Consider the following 18,502-nt stretch of genomic DNA (forward strand, 5'->3'; position numbering starts at 1 on the left):
TGCCATGCAAGGCTGTTCTCGTTGCTCCGACGTTTATGACGTCTCATGCCCGGGGCGCGAAATCAAAGCTGGTTGCGGAAATATTAGGTCTCAATTTCGTATACTGCAACTATAATTTCATTTTAATGCATAAGGGTTTCTACGCAGGGAGCCGGCCCCTCTCCATGCCAGCCCCGAGCCATCAACAGCCCTTTCACGACGAACCGCGGACTCCTTGCCAATCCGCGCGCACTCAGCACTGCCCCACGAAAACAAGTTGCCCTCTGCCCACGGTTCGGGCAGAGACACTACATTCCAAGTGCCGTCTCTACCGCCCTTCTGTTCCAGAGCCCTGCCCACTTCCCGCTACAATGAAACTTTTATTGCGAAATCTGCCGGATTCTTTCGGCATCTCCTCATAACGTGACGAAAAATACACTCAAACCTGGACGGTCTACACTTCGCGCCAAAGGTGATGAGGGTGCTGGCGTGACAGGGTCACTCGCCCGCGGGCTACAAGTCCTCGATGTCCTTAGGCAGGCGAATGGGTACGTATCGTTATCCGACATTGCCGCTGAAACGGGCCTCGACGCGAGCACGGCACACCGACTCCTGCAGACGCTGGTGGAACACGGCTACGCTGTTCGCGAAGAAGTTCAGAAGCGCTATCTGCCGGGGCCGTTGGCGCTATCACCCCTGTCACTGTTTCACCCCATCACTCAGCTACGACGGGAATCGGCGCCGACGCTCCATTCCTGTCAGAAATCCGTAGGAGGGGCAACGGTTGCACTTGTGCTATTCATCGGCAGTGAGCGGCTAATAGTGGACTTCGTCCAAGGTACCAATCCACTTTCGCCCTACTACGACACTTGGCTCAAGAGTCCATTGCACGGGTCTGCCTCTGGAAAGCTCCTACTTTCATGGATGACGGGGGACGAACGTGAGCGATTACTCGGTCCCGATCCTTACGAGGCCCACACGTCGAAAACGATCACGGCACAAGCAGCTCTGACGCAAGAACTCAATTTGGTCCGCATGCAAGGCTATGCCGTAGCGCGCGATGACTATTACGACGGATTGATGGCCGTTGGCGCGCCCCTGATTCACCAGAACGAACTACAGCCACTCGGTGCACTTCTCGTGACTGCGCCGAGTGATGCTGTAGCAGTCGACGCCGAGGAAGCTATTGGCGCGCAACTGAAGGCAGCATCGAAGCTCTTGATGAACGCTGCTCCTTCATTACAGATTCTCAGACAATGGGCTGGTCGCGGGGCCGCCCGCCGGCATCTGGCCAATACAAGCTTTGCATAGTCCTGATGGGCAGCGGAGATAGTTCGGCGATGTTGTGCTTCCCCCTCCGACATCCTGAAGGGGTCGAGAGAGCAAGGACGGGGGTGGGCTCTGACTCAACACTGTGCCGTGGCGCGGGTGCTGCCAGGCCTATATCGCGAACTACTACGCACCCCCGCGTTTCCGCGACCGGCTGGGCGGTTGGCATAGGCCGTTTCGGAGCCATGACAGGTTCGGTGCTGGACGGCTAGATCGCAGGGCCGAATTTGGATCCCGTGTGGAACTTCGCCTCATTTTCGGCCACCGCGGTGCTGACAGCGCTGGCGGTGTTCATCACGCCGAAGCCCGAGCATGTGAAGCAAACCCGAAGCGGGTAGTCGCGAACGGTCTAGCCCGCGAGGTACGCGCTATTCTTGATGGGGCACGTCAAGCTGTTCAGTCAGCCACTGTACGAATGCGCCGACCTTGTGCAGATGCGCTTCGTTCTGCCGATAGGAAAGGAAATGGGTCTCGCGCGCGATGTGTGTGAACTCATCCTCGCCAAGTGCAATCAGGTCTCCCTTCGACAGCTCGCGCTCTGCGAGCCGGATGCTCTCCAGGGCGATGCCCATGCCGTCAACCGCTGCGGAGATGGCAAGCGCCCCCCGATCGAACGACGCCCTAGGTCGCGTCGGGCAGACCATGCCGTTTGCGCCGAACCAGTCGGGCCAGGTTACCCGGCTCAATTGCGAATCAATCAGCGGGAGCCTTTCCATCTGACCGCGCAATGGCTCGTTTGCATCGAGCAATGAAGGCGAACATAGCGGGAGGATGCGCTCCTTTCCCAGGGGACGAACCGTCAGGCCCGCGCGGGTGTGCGCCGAACCGTAGGTAATGGCAACGTCCACCTCGCGGGCGTGCGTAAGGTCGATCGCTTCGGCGCCCGACGACAGCCGGATCGTGATGTCGCCATGCGCCTCCATGAACCGAGGCAACCGAGGGCCTAGCCACTTCACGGCAAAACTGGGCGCGCAATAGACAACAAGAACTTGCGACTGAGGCGCCAGCGCGACCTCATTGCAGGCGGCCTCGATCACATCGAACACACGTGAGAGGCTTTCCTGCAGACGCTTGCCTTCCGGTGTTAGCTCAACGCGCCGCGTGCGCCGGTCAAAAAGCCTCCGTCCGAAATACTCCTCCAACTCCTTGACCTGGTGACTGATCGCCGACTGAGTCAGGTGTAGCTCCTTGGCAGCGAGCGTAAAACTCTCCAGGCGCGCTGCCGCCTCGAATGCTCGAAGCAGCACAAAGTTTGGAACCCGTCTCATGGCTGAGCTCTTATACATGAGTGTGGTTCATGCTTTCATGAACACCCATCGTTTGTCAACCAAGTCCTCCGCAACGACTATGAAGGCGTACCGCAGACACAAAGTGCGTCCTGCGAACACCAACCAGTCCCTACACATTTCTACCGAGGAGTCGACATGGCAGCAGTACTTGAGCGCGCCCCGCAGGTCTTCAACGACAAGGAGCGCACCTCCATCTACCAGCCGGAACAGATGGGGCTGATCTATCCGTCCGTTCCGAAATTCGCCACGCCCGCCGAAGAGCGGCAGCATCGCAAGGAGCGCCTGGTCGCTGCCTGCCGTGCTTTTGCGCTGGAAGGTTTGGACTACGGCTTTGCCGGCCACCTGACAGTGCGCGACCCCGAGCATCCGGAGTTGTACTGGACAAACCCGATGGCGGTTCACTTCGCGCAGGTGAATATCTCTAACCTCATCTGTGCCGACCACGAGGGCCGTGTGGTGGAAGGCGACTATGCCATCAATCGCGCCGGCTTCGTCCTGCACGCCGCGGTGCACGAGATGCATCAGGACATCGTTGCCATGTGCCACGCGCACACCGAGTACGGCACGGCGTTTGCCTCGCTGGGCAAGGGGCTGGACCCGATCACGCAGGATGCAGCCGCCTTCTACGAGGATCACGTGGTGATTGGCGACGAGGCAGGCAAGGTTGCCGTGGAAGTGAAAGGCGGCCACAAGGTGGCCAACGCGTTCAAGGGCGTTAAGGCGGCAATTCACCAGAATCACGGCCTGCTCACGGCGAGCCGCCACAGCATTGAAGCGGCGGCCTTCTGGTTCATTGCCCTGGAACGTTGCTGCAAGCAGCAACTGATGATAGAGGCAACCGGCATTACGCCCCGTCTGGTAACGCCCGAGCGTGCCCGCTACAGCCGCGAACACGTCGGTAGCGACTACATCGGCTGGCTGCACTTCCAGCCGATCTGGGATCACCTGCGCGTGACCCAGCCGGACATGTTCGATTAAGCGTCAGCATCGCACGTCGAGGTTGCGCTGACGCGACCTCGGCAAAAGACCGCAACCCACGTGGCGCAACGCCAGGGTCGGCCTCCCTCCAGATCGATAAATACAGCCCCAAGGAGACACCCCATGCAAACCACAACGAGCGTGGTGACGCCTTACGTCGCCACCGAATCGGCAACCTATTCGAAGGTCATGTGGCGGCTATTGCCGTTCCTGTTCCTCTGCTATATGTGCGCGTACCTTGACCGCATCAATGTCGGCTATGCCAAGCTGCAGATGATGCAGGATCTTGGCCTGAGCGACGCGATCTATGGGCTTGGGGCGGGCATCTTCTTTGTCGGCTACCTTCTGTTCGAAGTGCCCAGCAACCTGATCCTGCTGCGCGTGGGTGCGCGACGCTGGATCGCACGCATCATGGTGACCTGGGGTCTGATCTCCGCGGCCATGATGTTCGTGAATAGCCCGACAAGCTTCTACATCATGCGCTTCCTGCTTGGCGTGGCAGAAGCAGGCTTCATCCCGGCGATTCTGCTATACCTCACCTATTGGTTTCCGGCATCCCGCCGCAGCAAGGTCACTGCGCTGTTTCTGACCGGTATCCCGATGTCCGGCGTCATCGGCGGCCCGCTGTCTGGTTGGATCATGAGCGCCGTGCACGGTTTGCACGGCATGGCAGGATGGCAATGGCTCTTTTTGCTGGAGGGCATTCCCACTGTGTTCGTCGGAGTCATTGCCTACTTTTACCTAGACGACAAGGTCGCGGATGCGAAGTGGCTGAGTGCGTCCCAGCGGACAATGATCGAGACGAATCTGGCCGCGGAAAGCAAAGGACACGCGTTGCATTCAGTGCGCGATGGACTGACCAATCCCCGTATCCTGCTGCTCAGCCTGATCTATTTCTTCTTTACCATGGGGCTGTATGGGGTGAGCTTCTGGCTGCCAACCATCGTCAAGGCAAGCGGCGTCTCAAATCCACTCGACATTGGCCTGCTGTCTGCGATCCCCTACGCCGCTGCCACGGCTTCGATGATTCTCGTCGGCCAAAGCTCGGATACCCGCGGCGAACGGCGCTGGCATCTGGCCTTGCCTGCAGCACTGGGTGCGGTCGGCCTGTGCGCCAGTGTGGCGTACGCACATAACACCGCTGTGGCAATGCTGGCACTGACGATCGGCACGATGGGGATCATGACCACCATCTCGCAGTTCTGGACGCTGCCTCCGACGATTCTTGGTGGAGCGGCCGCTGCGGCGGGTATCGCGCTGGCGAATTCAGTGGGCAGCATCTCCGGTGTCATCAGCCCGTACCTCATCGGCTGGGTGCAAACGAACACCGGCACGACTGGCAACGGCGTTCTGGTTCTGGCTGCGAGCCTCGTGATTGGCGGCCTGCTGGTGTTCTCTGTGCCCGCGCGTCTGGTGAATATCGGCAGACGAGACAACCGGTAACGCAAGCGCGAACCTAGCTATGCCGTCTGGCGCGTGTCGCCGAGGTACTCATCCAGACGGCTGGTCAGGTTTTCCCTGGCACGGGTGGTATGCAGATCAGTGAGTTCCGCGGCGCGCGCGGCGTCCCCTGCGGCAATGGCCTCGGCGATTGCCTCATGTTCGTCCCAGATCGTCTTGCGCTGCTGCGCCGAGGATTGCAGAACGGCTCCCATGGCCCGACGCAGATGTACCCAGTAGTTCTGTGCGCTCTGTTCCAGGAACGGGTTGCCTGCGGCGCGGTAGATGGCGTGATGAAACTCCATATCCGCATCAATCATGGCTTTCACATCCTTGCCTTGCGTCGCACGACGGCCATTCGCAATGATCTTCGGATCGAGCTTGAAGTGCCGCTTTGCGGCCAGCCGGGCTGCCAGGGCATCCAGGGAACCGCGAATTTCATAAAGATGCCCGATCGAGACAGCATCCAGCGGCGTGACCAACACGCCTCGGCCTGGAGCGTCCTGAACGAAGCCATCCTTCTTGAGAATCCTTAGCGCCTGGATCACGGGCGAACGTGACACATTCATCTGCTCGGCGATTTCCTCCTGCGTCAGGCGGGTGCCAGGCGCCAGCGTGCCATCGCTAATTGCGTCGAGAAGCATCTTGTACACCTCATCCACGAAATCGGGACGAGATTGAATCTTCGGAAAAGTGGTTGCCATGGCACTGCCCTTTGCACTCTGTATTCAGTTCATTGTGGTTGAGCCTCGTGCCCAATGCAATCGTTAGATGGCTTTCTGAAATTGCCCTTGACTTTGCAGCACATTGGCACCAACAATCTGAACTCTGAATACAGAGTTCAGATTCGAAAGTATAGTCATCGACAGGAACAGACCAATGAAAGTCTTCTACGACAAAGATGCCGATATGTCACTTCTGCGCGACCAACAGGTCGCCGTGATCGGATATGGCTCCCAAGGCCATGCGCATGCCCTCAACCTAAAGGACAGCGGAATCAACGTTGTCGTGGGGCTGCGCGAGGGAGGCGAGTCCTGGCAAAAGGCCGCGTCGGCGGGCCTGGAAGTCACCACGATGGAGAAAGCGGCTGCCGCCGCTGACCTTGTCATCCTTCTCATCCCCGACGAGACGATTGGCAGGGTCTATCGGGAAGTCATCGAACCAGCCATGCGCGAAGGCACCACGCTTGCCTTTGCGCACGGCTTCAACATCCACTATGGGCAGGTGATACCGCGCAAGGACCTGGACGTCGTCATGATTGCCCCCAAGGCGCCGGGCCACACAGTGCGCGCGACGTACACGGAAGGCGGTGGCGTCCCGGGCTTGATTGCCGTCGCTCAAGACAAGTCCGGGCGCGCACGGGATGTCGCCCTGGCCTATGCCACGGCAATCGGCTGCGGGCGTTCCGGTGTGATTGAAACCAATTTCCGGGAAGAGACCGAGACCGATCTCTTCGGTGAACAGGCGGTGTTGTGCGGCGGAACGGTTGAGCTCATCAAGGCTGGCTTCGATACGCTGGTGGAAGCGGGCTACGCCCCTGAGATGGCGTATTTCGAGTGTCTGCACGAACTCAAGTTGATTGTCGACTTGATCTACGAAGGCGGCATCGGCACGATGAATTACGGCATCTCCAACAACGCCGAATTTGGCGAATACCTGACCGGTCCACGCATCGTCACCAATGACACCCGCGCAGCCATGAAGGCCGTGCTCGAGTCCATTCAAACGGGCGAGTACGCGAAATCCTTCATCCTCGAGAGTCAGGCCGGCGGTCCGACATTGCAATCCCGCCGGCGCCTGACGGCAGCGCATCCAATCGAGGTCGTTGGCGCAAAGTTGCGCGAGATGATGCCGTGGATTCGAAAGTCTGCCCTGGTCGACAAAGCCAGGAACTGATCACTCCATAGACCCCAAGTTTCCACGTATACCCCAACTTACAAGGCCAAATCGCGCACCTAAACTCTGTATACAGAGTTCAGAACTCAGTAGCCAAAGAAAGCCCGACACCCCCAGGAGACCCACCATGACCACCACCCCTTTCGACAAGCACGACGCCGGCAAGGCCACCGGAGGCAATGCAACCAATGCCCCCGTCGTCAAGAAGCTGATTCCCTTCGGCGGCTACTACACCAACCGCGTGCCCGACCACGACCCCGAACTGACCGAGACGGGCCCAGGTACGCCGATGGGCGAATACATGCGCCGCTTCTGGCATCCGGTCTGCCTGTCCATGGAACTGACCGATACGCCCCGCTTCCTGAAGATCCTCAACGAGGAACTGGTCGCATTCCGCGACGGCAGCGGCCGCGTGGGCGTGCTGCATGCGCATTGCTGCCACCGCGGCGCATCGCTCGAGTATGGCGCGATCCAGGAGCGCGGCATCAAGTGCTGCTACCACGGCATGGTGTTCGATGTCGACGGTGCCTGCCTGCATGTGCCCTTCCCCGACGGTGAGGAGAAAGAAGCTGAGAAGTACGCCTGCTCGATCCGCCAGGGTGCATACAAGGCCATCGAGCGCAACGGCCTGGTGTTCGCCTACATGGGCCCGCCGGACGAAGAGCCGCCGTTTCCGGAGTGGGAGCAAGATTTCACGGTGCTACCGAGCGACGAACTGGTGGCCTACAGCAACTTCCAGCACTGCAACTGGCTCCAGGTGCAGGACAACGCCGCAGACAACTTCCACCCGACCGCCCTGCACGCCGCGAAAAATGTGGTGGGCGGCAAGTTCCAGAGCACGACGTTCGACGAGGTCGGCGCCGCATCAATGGAAGTCGCGCCCGACATGCAGTTCATCCCGGTCCATGGCGGCCGAGGCCTGGCCTGTGCCGGCGCGCGTCGGGTGGACAAGGACAAGATGTTTTTGCGTATCCAGCACCAAGTGCTGCCGAATCTCAGCCTGCACGCATACACGTCGGAAGACGGCTCGCAGAAGAAACTGTTCAGCCGGTTCCACATCATTCGCTGGACGGTGCCCGTCGACGACGAAAACAGCAAGATGATCGGCTGGCGCGTGATGGGGCCGGGCATCGACACGCGCGGCGTGGGCGACAAGCGCCTGGTCGGCTACGAGAGCATCGACTTCCTCGATGGCCAGGTCGCCATGCGCCGCCCTGAACGCTTCGGCAAGTACACACTCGAGGACATGCCGCCGATTCCGTCGAACCACCGCGAACGCGAGAACTACAAAAACGCGCAGTACGCACCCGGCGACTACGAAGCCATCATCAGCCAACGACCTATCGCCGTGCACTCGCTGGAGAACCCGACCAAGTTCGACGCCGGCCTGTTCGCCTTCAGAAAAATGCTGCGCGATGCCGTACGCGGCACCAATGCCGCCGCCGCAGCGCAGGGCTTCGCGGAATGGCTGCGCGAAGTCAACGGCGCGCCTAACAGCTACTGTTCGGGCAATGTTTTCGAGCTGCCTGAGGCCGACACCATTCAGCAGGAAGTGGCCAACCGGCGCCTGCTGGCTCGCAAGGCCGTCGCCATCCTGACTGAGGCCGACAAGCTGACCGGCGAAGCCCGCGCGGCGTACGTCAAGGAGAAGTTCGACGAACTGGAGCAAAGCCTCAAGGGCTGACCCTACGCCGCAATGAAGTTGCCGGGCGGCACGGAACCGCCCGGCAGATGTACCTGGAGACGCGAGGTAATACATGAACGCCCCCACAAATGAGCGCGAAGCGCTGACCCACCTTGAACTGGTCTTACGGCAGGTTCGTATGGAAGCTGCCGGGATCAACTCCTACGAGTTCGTCGATCCCGACGGAAACGAGCTGCCGGCATTCACGCCCGGGGCGCACATCGACGTTCACATCGCCCCAGGCGTCATCCGGCAGTACTCGCTGTGCAACAGTCCGGAAGAGCGCCATCGCTATGTCGTCGCTGTCCTGCGAGATGAGTCGGGGCGCGGCGGATCCCGGGGAATGCACGAAACCCTGCGTGTTCCCAACCGCGTCAAGGTCAGCGTTCCGCGTAACAACTTCCGGCTGGCCGGCGACGCAGCGAAGGTCATCCTGCTCGCCGGTGGCATCGGCGTGACCCCGCTCAAGTCCATGGTGCACCAACTCGAGGCCGAATCGAAGGATTACGAGCTGCACTACTGCGCCAAGGGACCAGAATTCGCCGCGTTCCAGAGCGAGCTGGAAGGCATGGCCAAGGTCGGTAAGGTTCACTGCCATTTCGATGGCGGCGACCCCGCCAAGGGTCTGAATATCGCGCAATTGCTCCAAACCCCTCAGGTCGGCACCCACGTCTACTACTGCGGTCCGGGCGGCTTCATGGAAGCCTGCAAGCAGGCGGCGGCCCACTGGCCTGCGGATTCAGTGCACTGCGAGCACTTCAACGCGCCGGTACAGAAAGTGCCGGCTGGAAGTTCCGACACCACAGAAGGCTACATCGTCGAGTTGGTTGCTTCTGGGCAAAAATTGACCGTCTTGCCGGACCAAAACCTGGCAGAAGTTCTTCAGCAAGCCGGCGCGCCTTTAGAAACGTCCTGCGCTTCCGGATTGTGCGGGACATGCAAGGTCCGCCACTTGTCCGGCGAGATCGACCACCAGGATTTCATCCTCGACGACACCGAACGGCAGAGCTTTATGACGCCATGCGTATCGCGAGGCTGCGGCGGAACGCTCGTCTTGGACCTGTAGCTGTGAAAACAACTGGAGCCGGACCATGCGTCACGAATGTCGCCCACTCGTGCTGGTCGCATTATTGAGCGGTCTGGCTTCCACCGGTACTTTTCCTAACGAGAGCCTACTGACGAAGGCGATAGCCTCCGTGCAGGCGGCTGCCGTCCAATCCATCGACGGACAGTTGAAGACCTGCGGTGCGGAACAATGCTCTCGCCTGTTGCTCCTGAAGGACGCCATGCTTTCCTCCCGATGCGAGCCGAGTTCACCCGCAATCGTGTTGTCGGCGTCCCTCATGACCGCGTGGGTAGACACGCCAATGGTGTCTTGCGCTGACTAGAGAAAAGCTACGAGACGGTACTCTTCTGGCTGCTTGCTCATCATAGGGAAAGCTCGCATCCGTGGGGCAAAGAACCTCATCAGTCCGCCTGCGGCGCTCGGACCTTGCAGCCATACTAAGCATGGGTTATGCCGCCGTTGTACCTTCGCGAACGATCGTCGACTCGGCGCGCGAGGCCTAGCCGGCTGGGGGCGGGCAAGGGACCGTCAACATACAGCGGATTAAAGCGAAACCTGGCAAGTCCTCCCTTCCGCAAACGAAGATAAACGGTGATTCGAGCGGCTGCTTCGTGCGAGCAGCGAACCTGATGTGCGCACAGCATTGCGATTGGCGTGGCATAAGGGCAGGAGATACCGGCTGTCTTTAACAGATACCCGCTTGGTCCGGCTCTCCGTAAGTTGGGTCGAGAGGGCCACGCCGCCGGTCGGCGTCAGTATTGCGCCGATGAATTACGTCCTCGTGACGAGGAATGATGGCTCCTTGGCGTAGGCAAGCTCGAGTACACGGAGACCAGTGGCATGGAAAAGATGCCATCCAAGCCGCACCGACTACGAACTAGTGGACCCTTTTGCTAGGAACTAAGGCGAACGAAAGATGCAACCGCCAGTCCGCGCACTTAACGCTTGCATCTTCGTCAACCATCGTGCTTGCCCGTTTTTCTTACTCCGGCTGTATTCCTGCCTCCTTCACCTTCTCTCCCCAAACGGCCTTCTGGCGTGCCACGAAGACGGTGAATTCGTGCGCCGGCGCAGGAGTCGGTTCGGCACCGAGTTTCCGAAGCTTTTCGTCCACTTCGCGCGAGGCGGCAATCTTGTAGAGTTCATCGCTCAGCCGCTTCGCAATGGCCGCCGGCATTCGGGCCGGGCCGAAGATTCCCACCCACGCCACGAGGTCAAAACCTGGCTTTCCTAATGACTCGGAAACCGTGGGCAAATCGGGAACGAGTGCACTGCGCTTCTCCGATGAGACGGCAAGCGCCTTTAGGTTTCCCGCCTGGATCTGTGACGCTGCCGAGGCAAGGTCCACAAACATGAAGCTTGCCTGCCCGCCGATGACGTCCGTCATCGCCTGCGGCGTGCTCTTGTACGGCACTGCGGCGGCTCCCATGCTAGTCATCTTGTCGAACGAGGCGGCGGCGATCTGCCCGGTACTGTTGCCATAGGCGTAGTTGACCGAACCCCGATTGGCATTGCCGTACTTCAACAAATCCCCGACGTTCTTCACAGGTAGCTTACCGCCGACAACCAGGAGGAACGGAAAGTTGCACACCTGTACGAGCGGGGTGAAGTCCTCGATGGGGTCGTATCGCAGCTTGCGGAACAGATATGGGTTGGACGAATGCGTCGTGTTGGTAGCCAGAATCAACGTGTAACCGTCCGGCTTGGCATGTGCGACAAAGTCGGTGGCAATCTGGCCGGATGCGCCGGGCTTGTTCTCCACGATTACAGGCTGGCCCAGCGCGGTACGAAGCTTTTCCGCGAACATGCGGGCGACGATATCACTAGCGCTTCCCGCGGCAAATGCCGTGACTAGTCGGACCGGTTGTGACGGGTAGTTCGGCTGCGCCTGTGCGGATGTCGAGCAGGCAACGAAAATTCCCACGAGAGCGCTCAGCATCTTATGAAAAATGGCCATCTTTTGTCTCCTTTTGGCACGCCGCCCCGGGCGCACTATTTTGTCATTATTAAGCGGGAAGGTTCGCCAGCAAGCGCTGGGCCTGCTTCAAGTGCGGGCGGTCGAGCATCTCGCCGTCGAGTTGCAGTGTCCCTGCAGCCCCAGCTTGCTCGAAGGCTTCGACGATGCGGCGCGCACGTGCCACCTCGCTAGCATCGGGCGTGAAGGCTTCGTTGATTATCGGCACCTGATCCGGATGGATCGCGATCTTGCCGGAAAAGCCGGCACGCCGTGCACTGGCCGCATCCCGCTGCAGACCAGCCGCATCGCGGAAGTTGCCCCAGATGGTATCAATAGCCGCCACGCCGGCCGCATGAGCGCCAAGCAAGCATAGCGAACGCGCCATTCGATACGTGAATTCGTATTCACCGCTCTCGACACGGTTGCTGCTCGCACCGACTGCAGCCGCAAGATCCTCCGCTCCCCAAGTCAATGCACGCAGTCGCGGACTAGACCCGGCAAAGCTGCCCAGCGCGAATAGCGCCTGAGGTGTTTCGGTGGCCACCGGCAAGATGCCAATCGACCCGCTTGGGATACCGTCGCGCGCTTCCAGTGCCCTTAAGTAATGATCCAGAAGCACGATGTCGGACGCCCCGCTGCACTTGGGCAACAGGATACCCGCAGGCGCACCCTGAACCACCGCTGCGAGATCGTCCAGCGCGAGTCGCGAATCTAACGGATTGATACGCACCCACAATGCCGGTCCGGCTCGGTCTCGGCTTGCGAGATACTCGCGCACCATTCCGCGGGCAAGCGGCAGCCGAGAAATATCCACCGAATCCTCCAGGTCAAGCACCAGCGCGTCAGCGCCCACGCTTTCCCCCTTGGCGAGTTTGCGCTCGCTGTCGCCTGGAACGAACAACAAGGACCTCAATCTCATCTCAATCCTCCATTCTCAAATTAGGTAGGGAAATTTAGTGTCCATTGAAGCGCGGTACCCGCCGTTCGGCGAACGCCTGCGTACCCTCGCGGACATCATCCGACTCCTGCAACTGGCGCAGAAGCGCCTGCTCCATGCGCAGCCCAGTGGCGAGATCCATGTCCCGACTGCGCAGTGCCAGCTCCTTGGCCATCTGCACGGCCAGTGGCGCATTAGCCGCCAAGCGACTTGCATACTCGCGCGCTGCCACCATCAGCGCGGAGGCTGGCACCACCCGGTTGACCAATCCCCAACGCTGCGCGGTGGATGCATCGAAGCGGTCCCCGATTAGCAACATCTCCATGGCAATTGCGTGCGGTAGTTGCTGCGCAACTCGCTGCGTTCCTCCGTTTGCGGGAAAGACGCCGCGCTGCACTTCGCTCAGCGCGAAAGTGGCGGAATCCGTGCAGACACGCAAATCGGTTGCCAACAGCAGCGTCATGCCACCACCGAGGCAGTAGCCATTAACCGCAGCCACCACAGGCTTCCAGACTTCAAGACCGCGGTTGAGCAGTTGATGCTCCTGTGTCCGCATGAAGGCGCTCAATGAAGGCTTGGCGCCTACGAAAGATTTTAGGTCGGCACCAGCACAGAACGCTTGGTCGCCCGCTCCTGTGACAATTGCGACGCGAATGGCATCATCATCGCGGACGGTCTGCCATGCCCTCGACAACAGTTCATAGTGCTCGAGATCCAAAGCATTGCGTCGCTCTGGGCGGTTGATGGTGATGGTAGCGATGCCTTCATCTACGGAAAAATCAATTGGCACTTTTCATCTCCCGGACTCCCCGACCACTGCGGCATTGAGGCCCATACGGTCATGAGTGAGCACGCCGATTTGTTCCTCGCTGTATCCCAACGCCTGCAGCACCGGACGAGTGTGTGCGCCGAGCTCGGGCGGGGCTGCGGACGGCACCGAGCGCTCGCCGTCGAAGCGCAACGGCTGGGAGACCACGTTCAGGCCGTCCTTGGCAGCGCCGCCAGCAAGATGCCGGATCATGCCGCTCGCCTCGGTGTGCGGATGCGCAACGACGTCACCTATACCCAGAATGGGTGCGCAAGGTATGCCCGCGCGCGAGAAGCGCGTCACCCACTCGTCGCAAGTGCTGTCAGCGAGCCGGGTGAAGACTTCGCGTAGCACCTCATCACGGTGCCGGACGCGGTCGGCATTGGTAAGGTAGCGCGGGTCCGCCCCAAGGTCCGGCGCCTCCACCTCCCGGCAAAACGCCTGCCACAGTGCGTCGTTCGCCACGCCGAGCAAGATCGGCTGGTCGCGTGTATCGAAGACCTGATAGGGGCACAAGGATTCGTGCGCTGAACCCCAACGGCGCGGGTCGGTGCCGCGCTCCCAATAACTCTGCATGACATAGGCCATGAACGCCAGCGAGGTATCGAACAGCGCTGCCTCAACGCGCGTGCCAGCGCCAGTCTGCAGGCGCCTGACCACTGCGGCGAGGATGCCGATGGCCGCATGCATGCCGGTGGCTTGGTCAATGGGAGAGATAGGACTGCGAATGGCTGGTCCACCCTCCTCGCCCGTAACCGACATCATGCCGCTGAACGCCTGGAGGATAACGTCATAGCCCTTGCCGTTGCGTAGCGGGCCCACGCTACCGAAGCCAGAGATGCTGCAGTAGATGAGGCCGGGTTTCCTTGCCGTTAGTGTTTCGTAGTCGATGCCGAGCCGCTTCGCCACTCCCGGGCCATAGCTTTCCACCACGATGTCGGCGGTGTCTATCAGGCGCTGCGCGGCCTCGTTGCCGAGTGGCGACTTCAGATCTAGCACTACGCTTTGCTTGCTGCGGTTCGCGCTCAGAAATACTGTGCCCGTGCCATCGTGGAATGGCGGCCAGTGGCGCGTGTCGTCGCCTCGCGGCGGCTCAACCTTGATGACCTCGCATCCCATGTCGCCGAGGTACTGCGTGCACAGCGGGCCCGCCAGAACCTTAGAGAAATCGACGACCCGCAGTCCATTTAATGCATTCATGTTCGCTGTCTCCCTGTCAACCGCCCCGTCGGCGGAAACGATACTCAGAACGCGACGTTGTCGGCGCCCTTGGTCTGCAGCATCCGGCGAGCTTCTTCCGGTGTGGCGATCTCCAGCGAGAGTTCTTCGAGAATGCGGCGGATCTTTGATACCTGTTCCGCGTTCGAAGTCGCCAGCCGGCCCTTGCCAGCGTACAGACTGTCTTCGAGGCCAACCCGCACATTGCCGCCGAGCAGCGCGCTCATGGTGACAAACGGCATCTGGTGCCTACCCGCCGCCAGCACTGAAAGGTAGTAGTCCTCGCCGAAAAGCCTATCGGCGATCATGCGCATGTGCATTAGGTTGTCGTGGTCCGCACCTATGCCGCCCAAGATGCCAAAAATGCACTGCAGGAAGAATGGCGGTTTGACCATGCCACGATCGACGAAGTGTGCAAGGTTGTACAGATGACCGACGTCATAGCATTCAAACTCGAAGCGCGTTCCCTGGGCTGACAACAGCAGCATGCCGCGCTCGATCTGGCTGAAGGTATTGGACAGGATGAAGTCGCGAGTCTTCTCCAGGTACGGCTTTTCCCACCCATACTTGAACTCCGCGATGCGCTCGCCCGCCCCAGCGATATTGAAGTTCAGCGAACCCATGTTCATCGAGGCCACCTCTGGCTGCGCCCATCTGGCCGGCGCTAGGCGTTCTTCCAGCGTCATGCCAAGGCCACCGCCCGTGGTGATGTTTAGGATGGCGTCGGTCCGCTCGCGAATCCGCGGAAGGAAGGCCGCAAAGCGCTCCACACTCTGGTCCGGCGCACCGTTTTCTGGATTCCGCGCATGCAGGTGAAGCATCGCCGCACCCGCTTCGGCCGCCGCGACCGCGTCTTCCGAGATTTGCTCGGCCGTTATCGGCAAATAGGGGGACATGGACGGCGTATGGATGGACCCCGTGACCGCGCATGTGATGATGACCTTGTTGGCTTTTTTCATGATGTCTCCTGGGCTTCGAGAAATCGAAGCTCTATCTGGTATGTGAGGCGATGCGCCAGATCATGGCGCGCGGCGAGCGTAGTCCTTACTTCGCCTCGGCCGGGAGTCGATACATAAGCCCACTGCGCTTGCACGACGCCACTACCTCATCGCGTTGGTTGAAGGCCGTATGCTGGAATAAGACGATTCCATTCTCTGGCCGAGACTTGCTCGGTCGCTTTTCCAGCACAGTGGTCTCTACTCGCAGCGTGTCGCCGGCAAAAACCGGGCGGGGAAAACGAACCTCATCCCAGCCGAGATTGCCGACAGTCGTCCCTAGCGTGGTATCCGCCACGGAGATCCCGACCATCAGCCCCAAAGTGAACGCGCTGTTCATCAGCGGCTTGCCGAACTCCGTGCCCTTCGAATACTCGGCATCGATGTGAATCGCGGCAGGGTTGTGGGTCATGGTGCTGAACAGCACGTTGTCAGTTTCGGTCACCGTCCGACGAACTTCGTGCCGGAACACCTGCCCTATCTCGAACTGCTCGAAGTACAAACCAGCCATCATCTCCCCTCCGCCAAGTATTAGGTATGCATGCATACTAATTTCTCAGTTCTTGCATTGCAAGTAGAAAGAAGGAGGTCGATCCGGAGTGAGCTATGGTGGACATTTTTCCCGACATTCAACGTGAAACTCACGGGTTTACCCTCCCTGTGAAACCGAAATGAATTTAGTATGCTTCCATACCTATTGGATGCCAGCAGACTAATTTTCGGGAACTCCGGTGTCTTGTTTGGATGCCGATGCGGTAACGATAGGCGACGTCATGCGTGCTTTCGCGGCAGGCGAGGTAGTGGCTACTCGGAATGTCGATTTCGCCGTGGAAGACAAGGTCATGGGACTGTTGGGGTGGCAGGAGTACAGCGTGACGACGGCACGTGCCATCCGCCGCAAGGTGACCGAGATCGATTTGCCGTTGTCGCTATCGCTCGGCGTGCTTGGTATCAACGGCGTGACTGCCTACTTCGCGCTGACGGAGGTCGGCTTCCCACGCCCCGGCGACACCGTCGTGGTTTCCACTGCCGCCGGCGCGGTCGGCTCAGCGGTCGGACAGATAGCGAAGCTCGCGGGATGCAGAACTGTAGGCATCGCCGGCGGACCTGCGAAGGTCGCCGCCTGCCTGGAAACCTTCGGCTTCGACGTGGCGGTGGACTACAAGTCGCCGGATTTCGAGGAAAGCCTCGCGACAGCCTGCCCTGACGGCGTCGATGTCTATCACGACAACACTGGAGGCCCAATCACCGACGTCGTATTACGCCACATAAACAGGGGCACGCGCATAGTCATCTGCGGTACTGCGTCGGTGGCGAGTTGGGATCCTTGGCCGGCGGGACCAAGGCCTGAACGGCATCTGCTGAACAAGGCCGCCCGCATGCAGGGCTTCTTGGTATGGGACTACGAACACCGCTATGAGGAAGCCGTGGCGCGGCTCGCCGGTTGGGTGCGCGACGGTAGCCTTCGCTACCGAGAGGAGATCGTGGACGGCATAGAGCAGGCGCCAGACTCAATTGCCGCCTTGTACCGAGGCGAAAACCTCGGAAAGCGACTGATACGTCTGCTTCCCACATAACCTCGCGGCAAGCGTCCTCATCGTCGGAGCATTTTGAGATTCGGCCCACCAAAGCTTCACGTTCACAACAAATCCACAAGGCAGATCATGGACTTTTCCCTTACTGACGACCAGCTTGCCATCCGCTCAGCCGTGGAGGAAATCTGCAAACCCTTCGACGATGAGTACTGGCTCAAGAAGGACCGGGAGGGCGGATTTCCCGAGGACTTCTACGCGGCCATGGCAAGAGCCGGCTGGCTGGGTGTGGCGATGCCCACTGAGTATGGCGGCGCAGGGCTTGGCATCAGCGAAGCCGCGTTAATGATGGAGACGGTTGCCGCATCCGGCGCCGGGCTCTCCGGAGCATCCGCCATTCACATGAATGTCTTTGGGCTGCATCCAGTGGTCATGCACGGAAGCGATGAGCAACGCAAGCGTTGGCTGCCGCCCGTCATCGACGGGCAGACCAAGGCGTGCTTCGGCGTGACGGAACCCAACACCGGCCTGAACACGTTGAAGCTCAAGACGAGAGCCATCCGCAAGGGCGACCGCTATGTCGTGAACGGACAGAAGGTGTGGATCTCCACGGCTCAGGTAGCGCAAAAGATCATGCTGCTCGCACGGACCACGCCGATTGATGAGGTCACATCGCCGGCGCAGGGCCTGAGTTTGTTCTACACGGACCTCGACCGCAGCAAGATCGAGGTCCGTGAAATCGAGAAGCTCGGGCGGAAAGCAGTGGACTCAAACCAGTTGTTTATCGATGGCCTGGAGATTCCCGTCGAGGATCGCATCGGCGAAGAAGGTCGTGGGTTCGAATACATCCTGCACGGACTGAATCCTGAGCGGGTGCTTCTAGCAGCCGAGGCAACAGGACTGGGGCGGGCTGCGCTGCGACGCGCGGCCGCTTACGCGGGCGAGCGCGTGGTGTTCGACCGCCCCATCGGACAGAACCAGGGCGTGCAACATCCACTGGCGGAACGATGGATCGACTTGGAAGCGGCCACCCTACTCTACCAGCGCGCCGCATGGCGTTACGACCAGGGCCAAGCCGCCGGCGCCGAGGCAAACGCCGCCAAATACTTCTGCGCGGAAGCCGGGTTCCGGGCCTGCGAAACTGCGGTGCTAACGCACGGTGGGATGGGCTATGCCAAGGAGTATCACGTTGAGCGGTATTTCCGCGAAGCGATGCTCCCTCGTATCGCGCCAGTTTCTCCACAATTGATCTTGTGCTTTATCGCCGAGAAGGTGCTCGGTCTGCCCAAGTCATACTGAGTGCGAGGCCGGCCGCATGAGGCGGGGAAGGCACTATCGTGAAAGGGAATGCCTTGCTTCTTTGCCCTGACTACCCCCTGTCTAGGGTGAGCCAG

Annotated in this window: 16 protein-coding genes; 8 read left to right on the top strand and 8 right to left on the bottom strand. The window is 60.1% G+C overall.

The annotated features are described in order from the left end of the window. The first annotated feature begins 468 nt into the window (after nt 1-468). Nucleotides 469-1,290: an IclR family transcriptional regulator gene (locus ACZ5MJ_RS34990; RefSeq protein WP_464227524.1), complete on the top strand. Its 822-nt coding sequence runs from the start codon at nt 469-471 to the stop codon at nt 1,288-1,290. 386 nt (nt 1,291-1,676) lie between these two features. On the opposite strand, the gene ACZ5MJ_RS34995 is transcribed toward ACZ5MJ_RS34990, so the two are convergent. Continuing rightward, complete coding sequence (locus ACZ5MJ_RS34995) at nt 1,677-2,576, bottom strand: LysR substrate-binding domain-containing protein (protein WP_464227404.1); 900 nt, start codon at nt 2,574-2,576, stop codon at nt 1,677-1,679. A 156-nt stretch (nt 2,577-2,732) separates the two neighbouring features. Between ACZ5MJ_RS34995 and ACZ5MJ_RS35000 the strand changes: the two genes are divergently transcribed. Continuing rightward, nucleotides 2,733-3,575 (top strand): class II aldolase/adducin family protein, encoded by an 843-nt coding sequence (locus ACZ5MJ_RS35000; protein WP_078199098.1) that lies wholly within the window; start codon nt 2,733-2,735, stop codon nt 3,573-3,575. A gap of 123 nt (nt 3,576-3,698) precedes the next feature. Next, nucleotides 3,699-5,018 carry an MFS transporter gene (locus ACZ5MJ_RS35005; RefSeq protein WP_078199097.1) on the top strand — a complete coding sequence of 440 codons (1,320 nt, stop codon included), beginning with the start codon at nt 3,699-3,701 and terminating at the stop codon, nt 5,016-5,018. Nucleotides 5,019-5,035: 17 nt separating this feature from the next. Here ACZ5MJ_RS35005 and ACZ5MJ_RS35010 read toward each other — a convergent pair whose 3' ends face one another. Next, the gene (locus tag ACZ5MJ_RS35010) at nt 5,036-5,719 is read right to left on the bottom strand and encodes a GntR family transcriptional regulator (protein ID WP_078199096.1); all 684 of its coding nucleotides are present in this window, start codon (nt 5,717-5,719) and stop codon (nt 5,036-5,038) included. Between the two features lie 175 nt (nt 5,720-5,894). Between ACZ5MJ_RS35010 and ilvC the strand changes: the two genes are divergently transcribed. The 3 genes from ilvC (at nt 5,895) to ACZ5MJ_RS35025 (ending at nt 9,661) form a co-directional block, all read left to right on the top strand. Beyond that, complete coding sequence (ilvC, locus tag ACZ5MJ_RS35015; protein ID WP_464227405.1) at nt 5,895-6,911, top strand: ketol-acid reductoisomerase; 1,017 nt, start codon at nt 5,895-5,897, stop codon at nt 6,909-6,911. Nucleotides 6,912-7,038: 127 nt separating this feature from the next. Then, nucleotides 7,039-8,595 carry a Rieske 2Fe-2S domain-containing protein gene (locus tag ACZ5MJ_RS35020; protein WP_464227406.1) on the top strand — a complete coding sequence of 519 codons (1,557 nt, stop codon included), beginning with the start codon at nt 7,039-7,041 and terminating at the stop codon, nt 8,593-8,595. Between the two features lie 73 nt (nt 8,596-8,668). Beyond that, on the top strand, nt 8,669-9,661 hold the full coding sequence (locus ACZ5MJ_RS35025; protein WP_464227407.1) for a PDR/VanB family oxidoreductase: 993 nt from the start codon (nt 8,669-8,671) through the stop codon (nt 9,659-9,661). Nucleotides 9,662-10,643: 982 nt separating this feature from the next. On the opposite strand, the gene ACZ5MJ_RS35030 is transcribed toward ACZ5MJ_RS35025, so the two are convergent. The 6 genes from ACZ5MJ_RS35030 to ACZ5MJ_RS35055 form a co-directional block, all read right to left on the bottom strand. Then, nucleotides 10,644-11,618 (bottom strand): Bug family tripartite tricarboxylate transporter substrate binding protein, encoded by a 975-nt coding sequence (locus tag ACZ5MJ_RS35030; protein WP_464227408.1) that lies wholly within the window; start codon nt 11,616-11,618, stop codon nt 10,644-10,646. Nucleotides 11,619-11,667: 49 nt separating this feature from the next. Continuing rightward, nucleotides 11,668-12,537: an HpcH/HpaI aldolase/citrate lyase family protein gene (locus tag ACZ5MJ_RS35035; RefSeq protein ID WP_464227409.1), complete on the bottom strand. Its 870-nt coding sequence runs from the start codon at nt 12,535-12,537 to the stop codon at nt 11,668-11,670. A gap of 34 nt (nt 12,538-12,571) precedes the next feature. After that, nucleotides 12,572-13,345 (bottom strand): enoyl-CoA hydratase/isomerase family protein, encoded by a 774-nt coding sequence (locus ACZ5MJ_RS35040; protein WP_464227410.1) that lies wholly within the window; start codon nt 13,343-13,345, stop codon nt 12,572-12,574. 3 nt (nt 13,346-13,348) lie between these two features. Beyond that, a complete protein-coding gene (locus ACZ5MJ_RS35045; RefSeq protein WP_464227411.1) occupies nt 13,349-14,563 on the bottom strand; it encodes a CaiB/BaiF CoA transferase family protein in 1,215 nt (404 codons plus the stop codon). 44 nt (nt 14,564-14,607) lie between these two features. Continuing rightward, entirely contained in the window at nt 14,608-15,540 is a 933-nt protein-coding gene (kce, locus tag ACZ5MJ_RS35050) for a 3,5-dioxohexanoate:acetyl-CoA acetone transferase (protein ID WP_464227412.1), read from the bottom strand. 85 nt (nt 15,541-15,625) lie between these two features. Continuing rightward, on the bottom strand, nt 15,626-16,087 hold the full coding sequence (locus ACZ5MJ_RS35055; protein WP_464227525.1) for a MaoC family dehydratase: 462 nt from the start codon (nt 16,085-16,087) through the stop codon (nt 15,626-15,628). 220 nt (nt 16,088-16,307) lie between these two features. On the opposite strand from ACZ5MJ_RS35055, the gene ACZ5MJ_RS35060 reads away from it, so the two are divergent. Together ACZ5MJ_RS35060 and ACZ5MJ_RS35065 are read left to right on the top strand one after the other, a co-directional pair. Beyond that, nucleotides 16,308-17,153, top strand: coding sequence for an NADP-dependent oxidoreductase (locus ACZ5MJ_RS35060; RefSeq protein WP_464227413.1), 846 nt, complete (start codon nt 16,308-16,310; stop codon nt 17,151-17,153). Between the two features lie 87 nt (nt 17,154-17,240). Then, nucleotides 17,241-18,407, top strand: coding sequence for an acyl-CoA dehydrogenase family protein (locus tag ACZ5MJ_RS35065; protein ID WP_464227414.1), 1,167 nt, complete (start codon nt 17,241-17,243; stop codon nt 18,405-18,407). Nucleotides 18,408-18,502 lie beyond the last annotated feature (95 nt).

The organism is Cupriavidus sp. LA-1 (assembly GCF_055385985.1).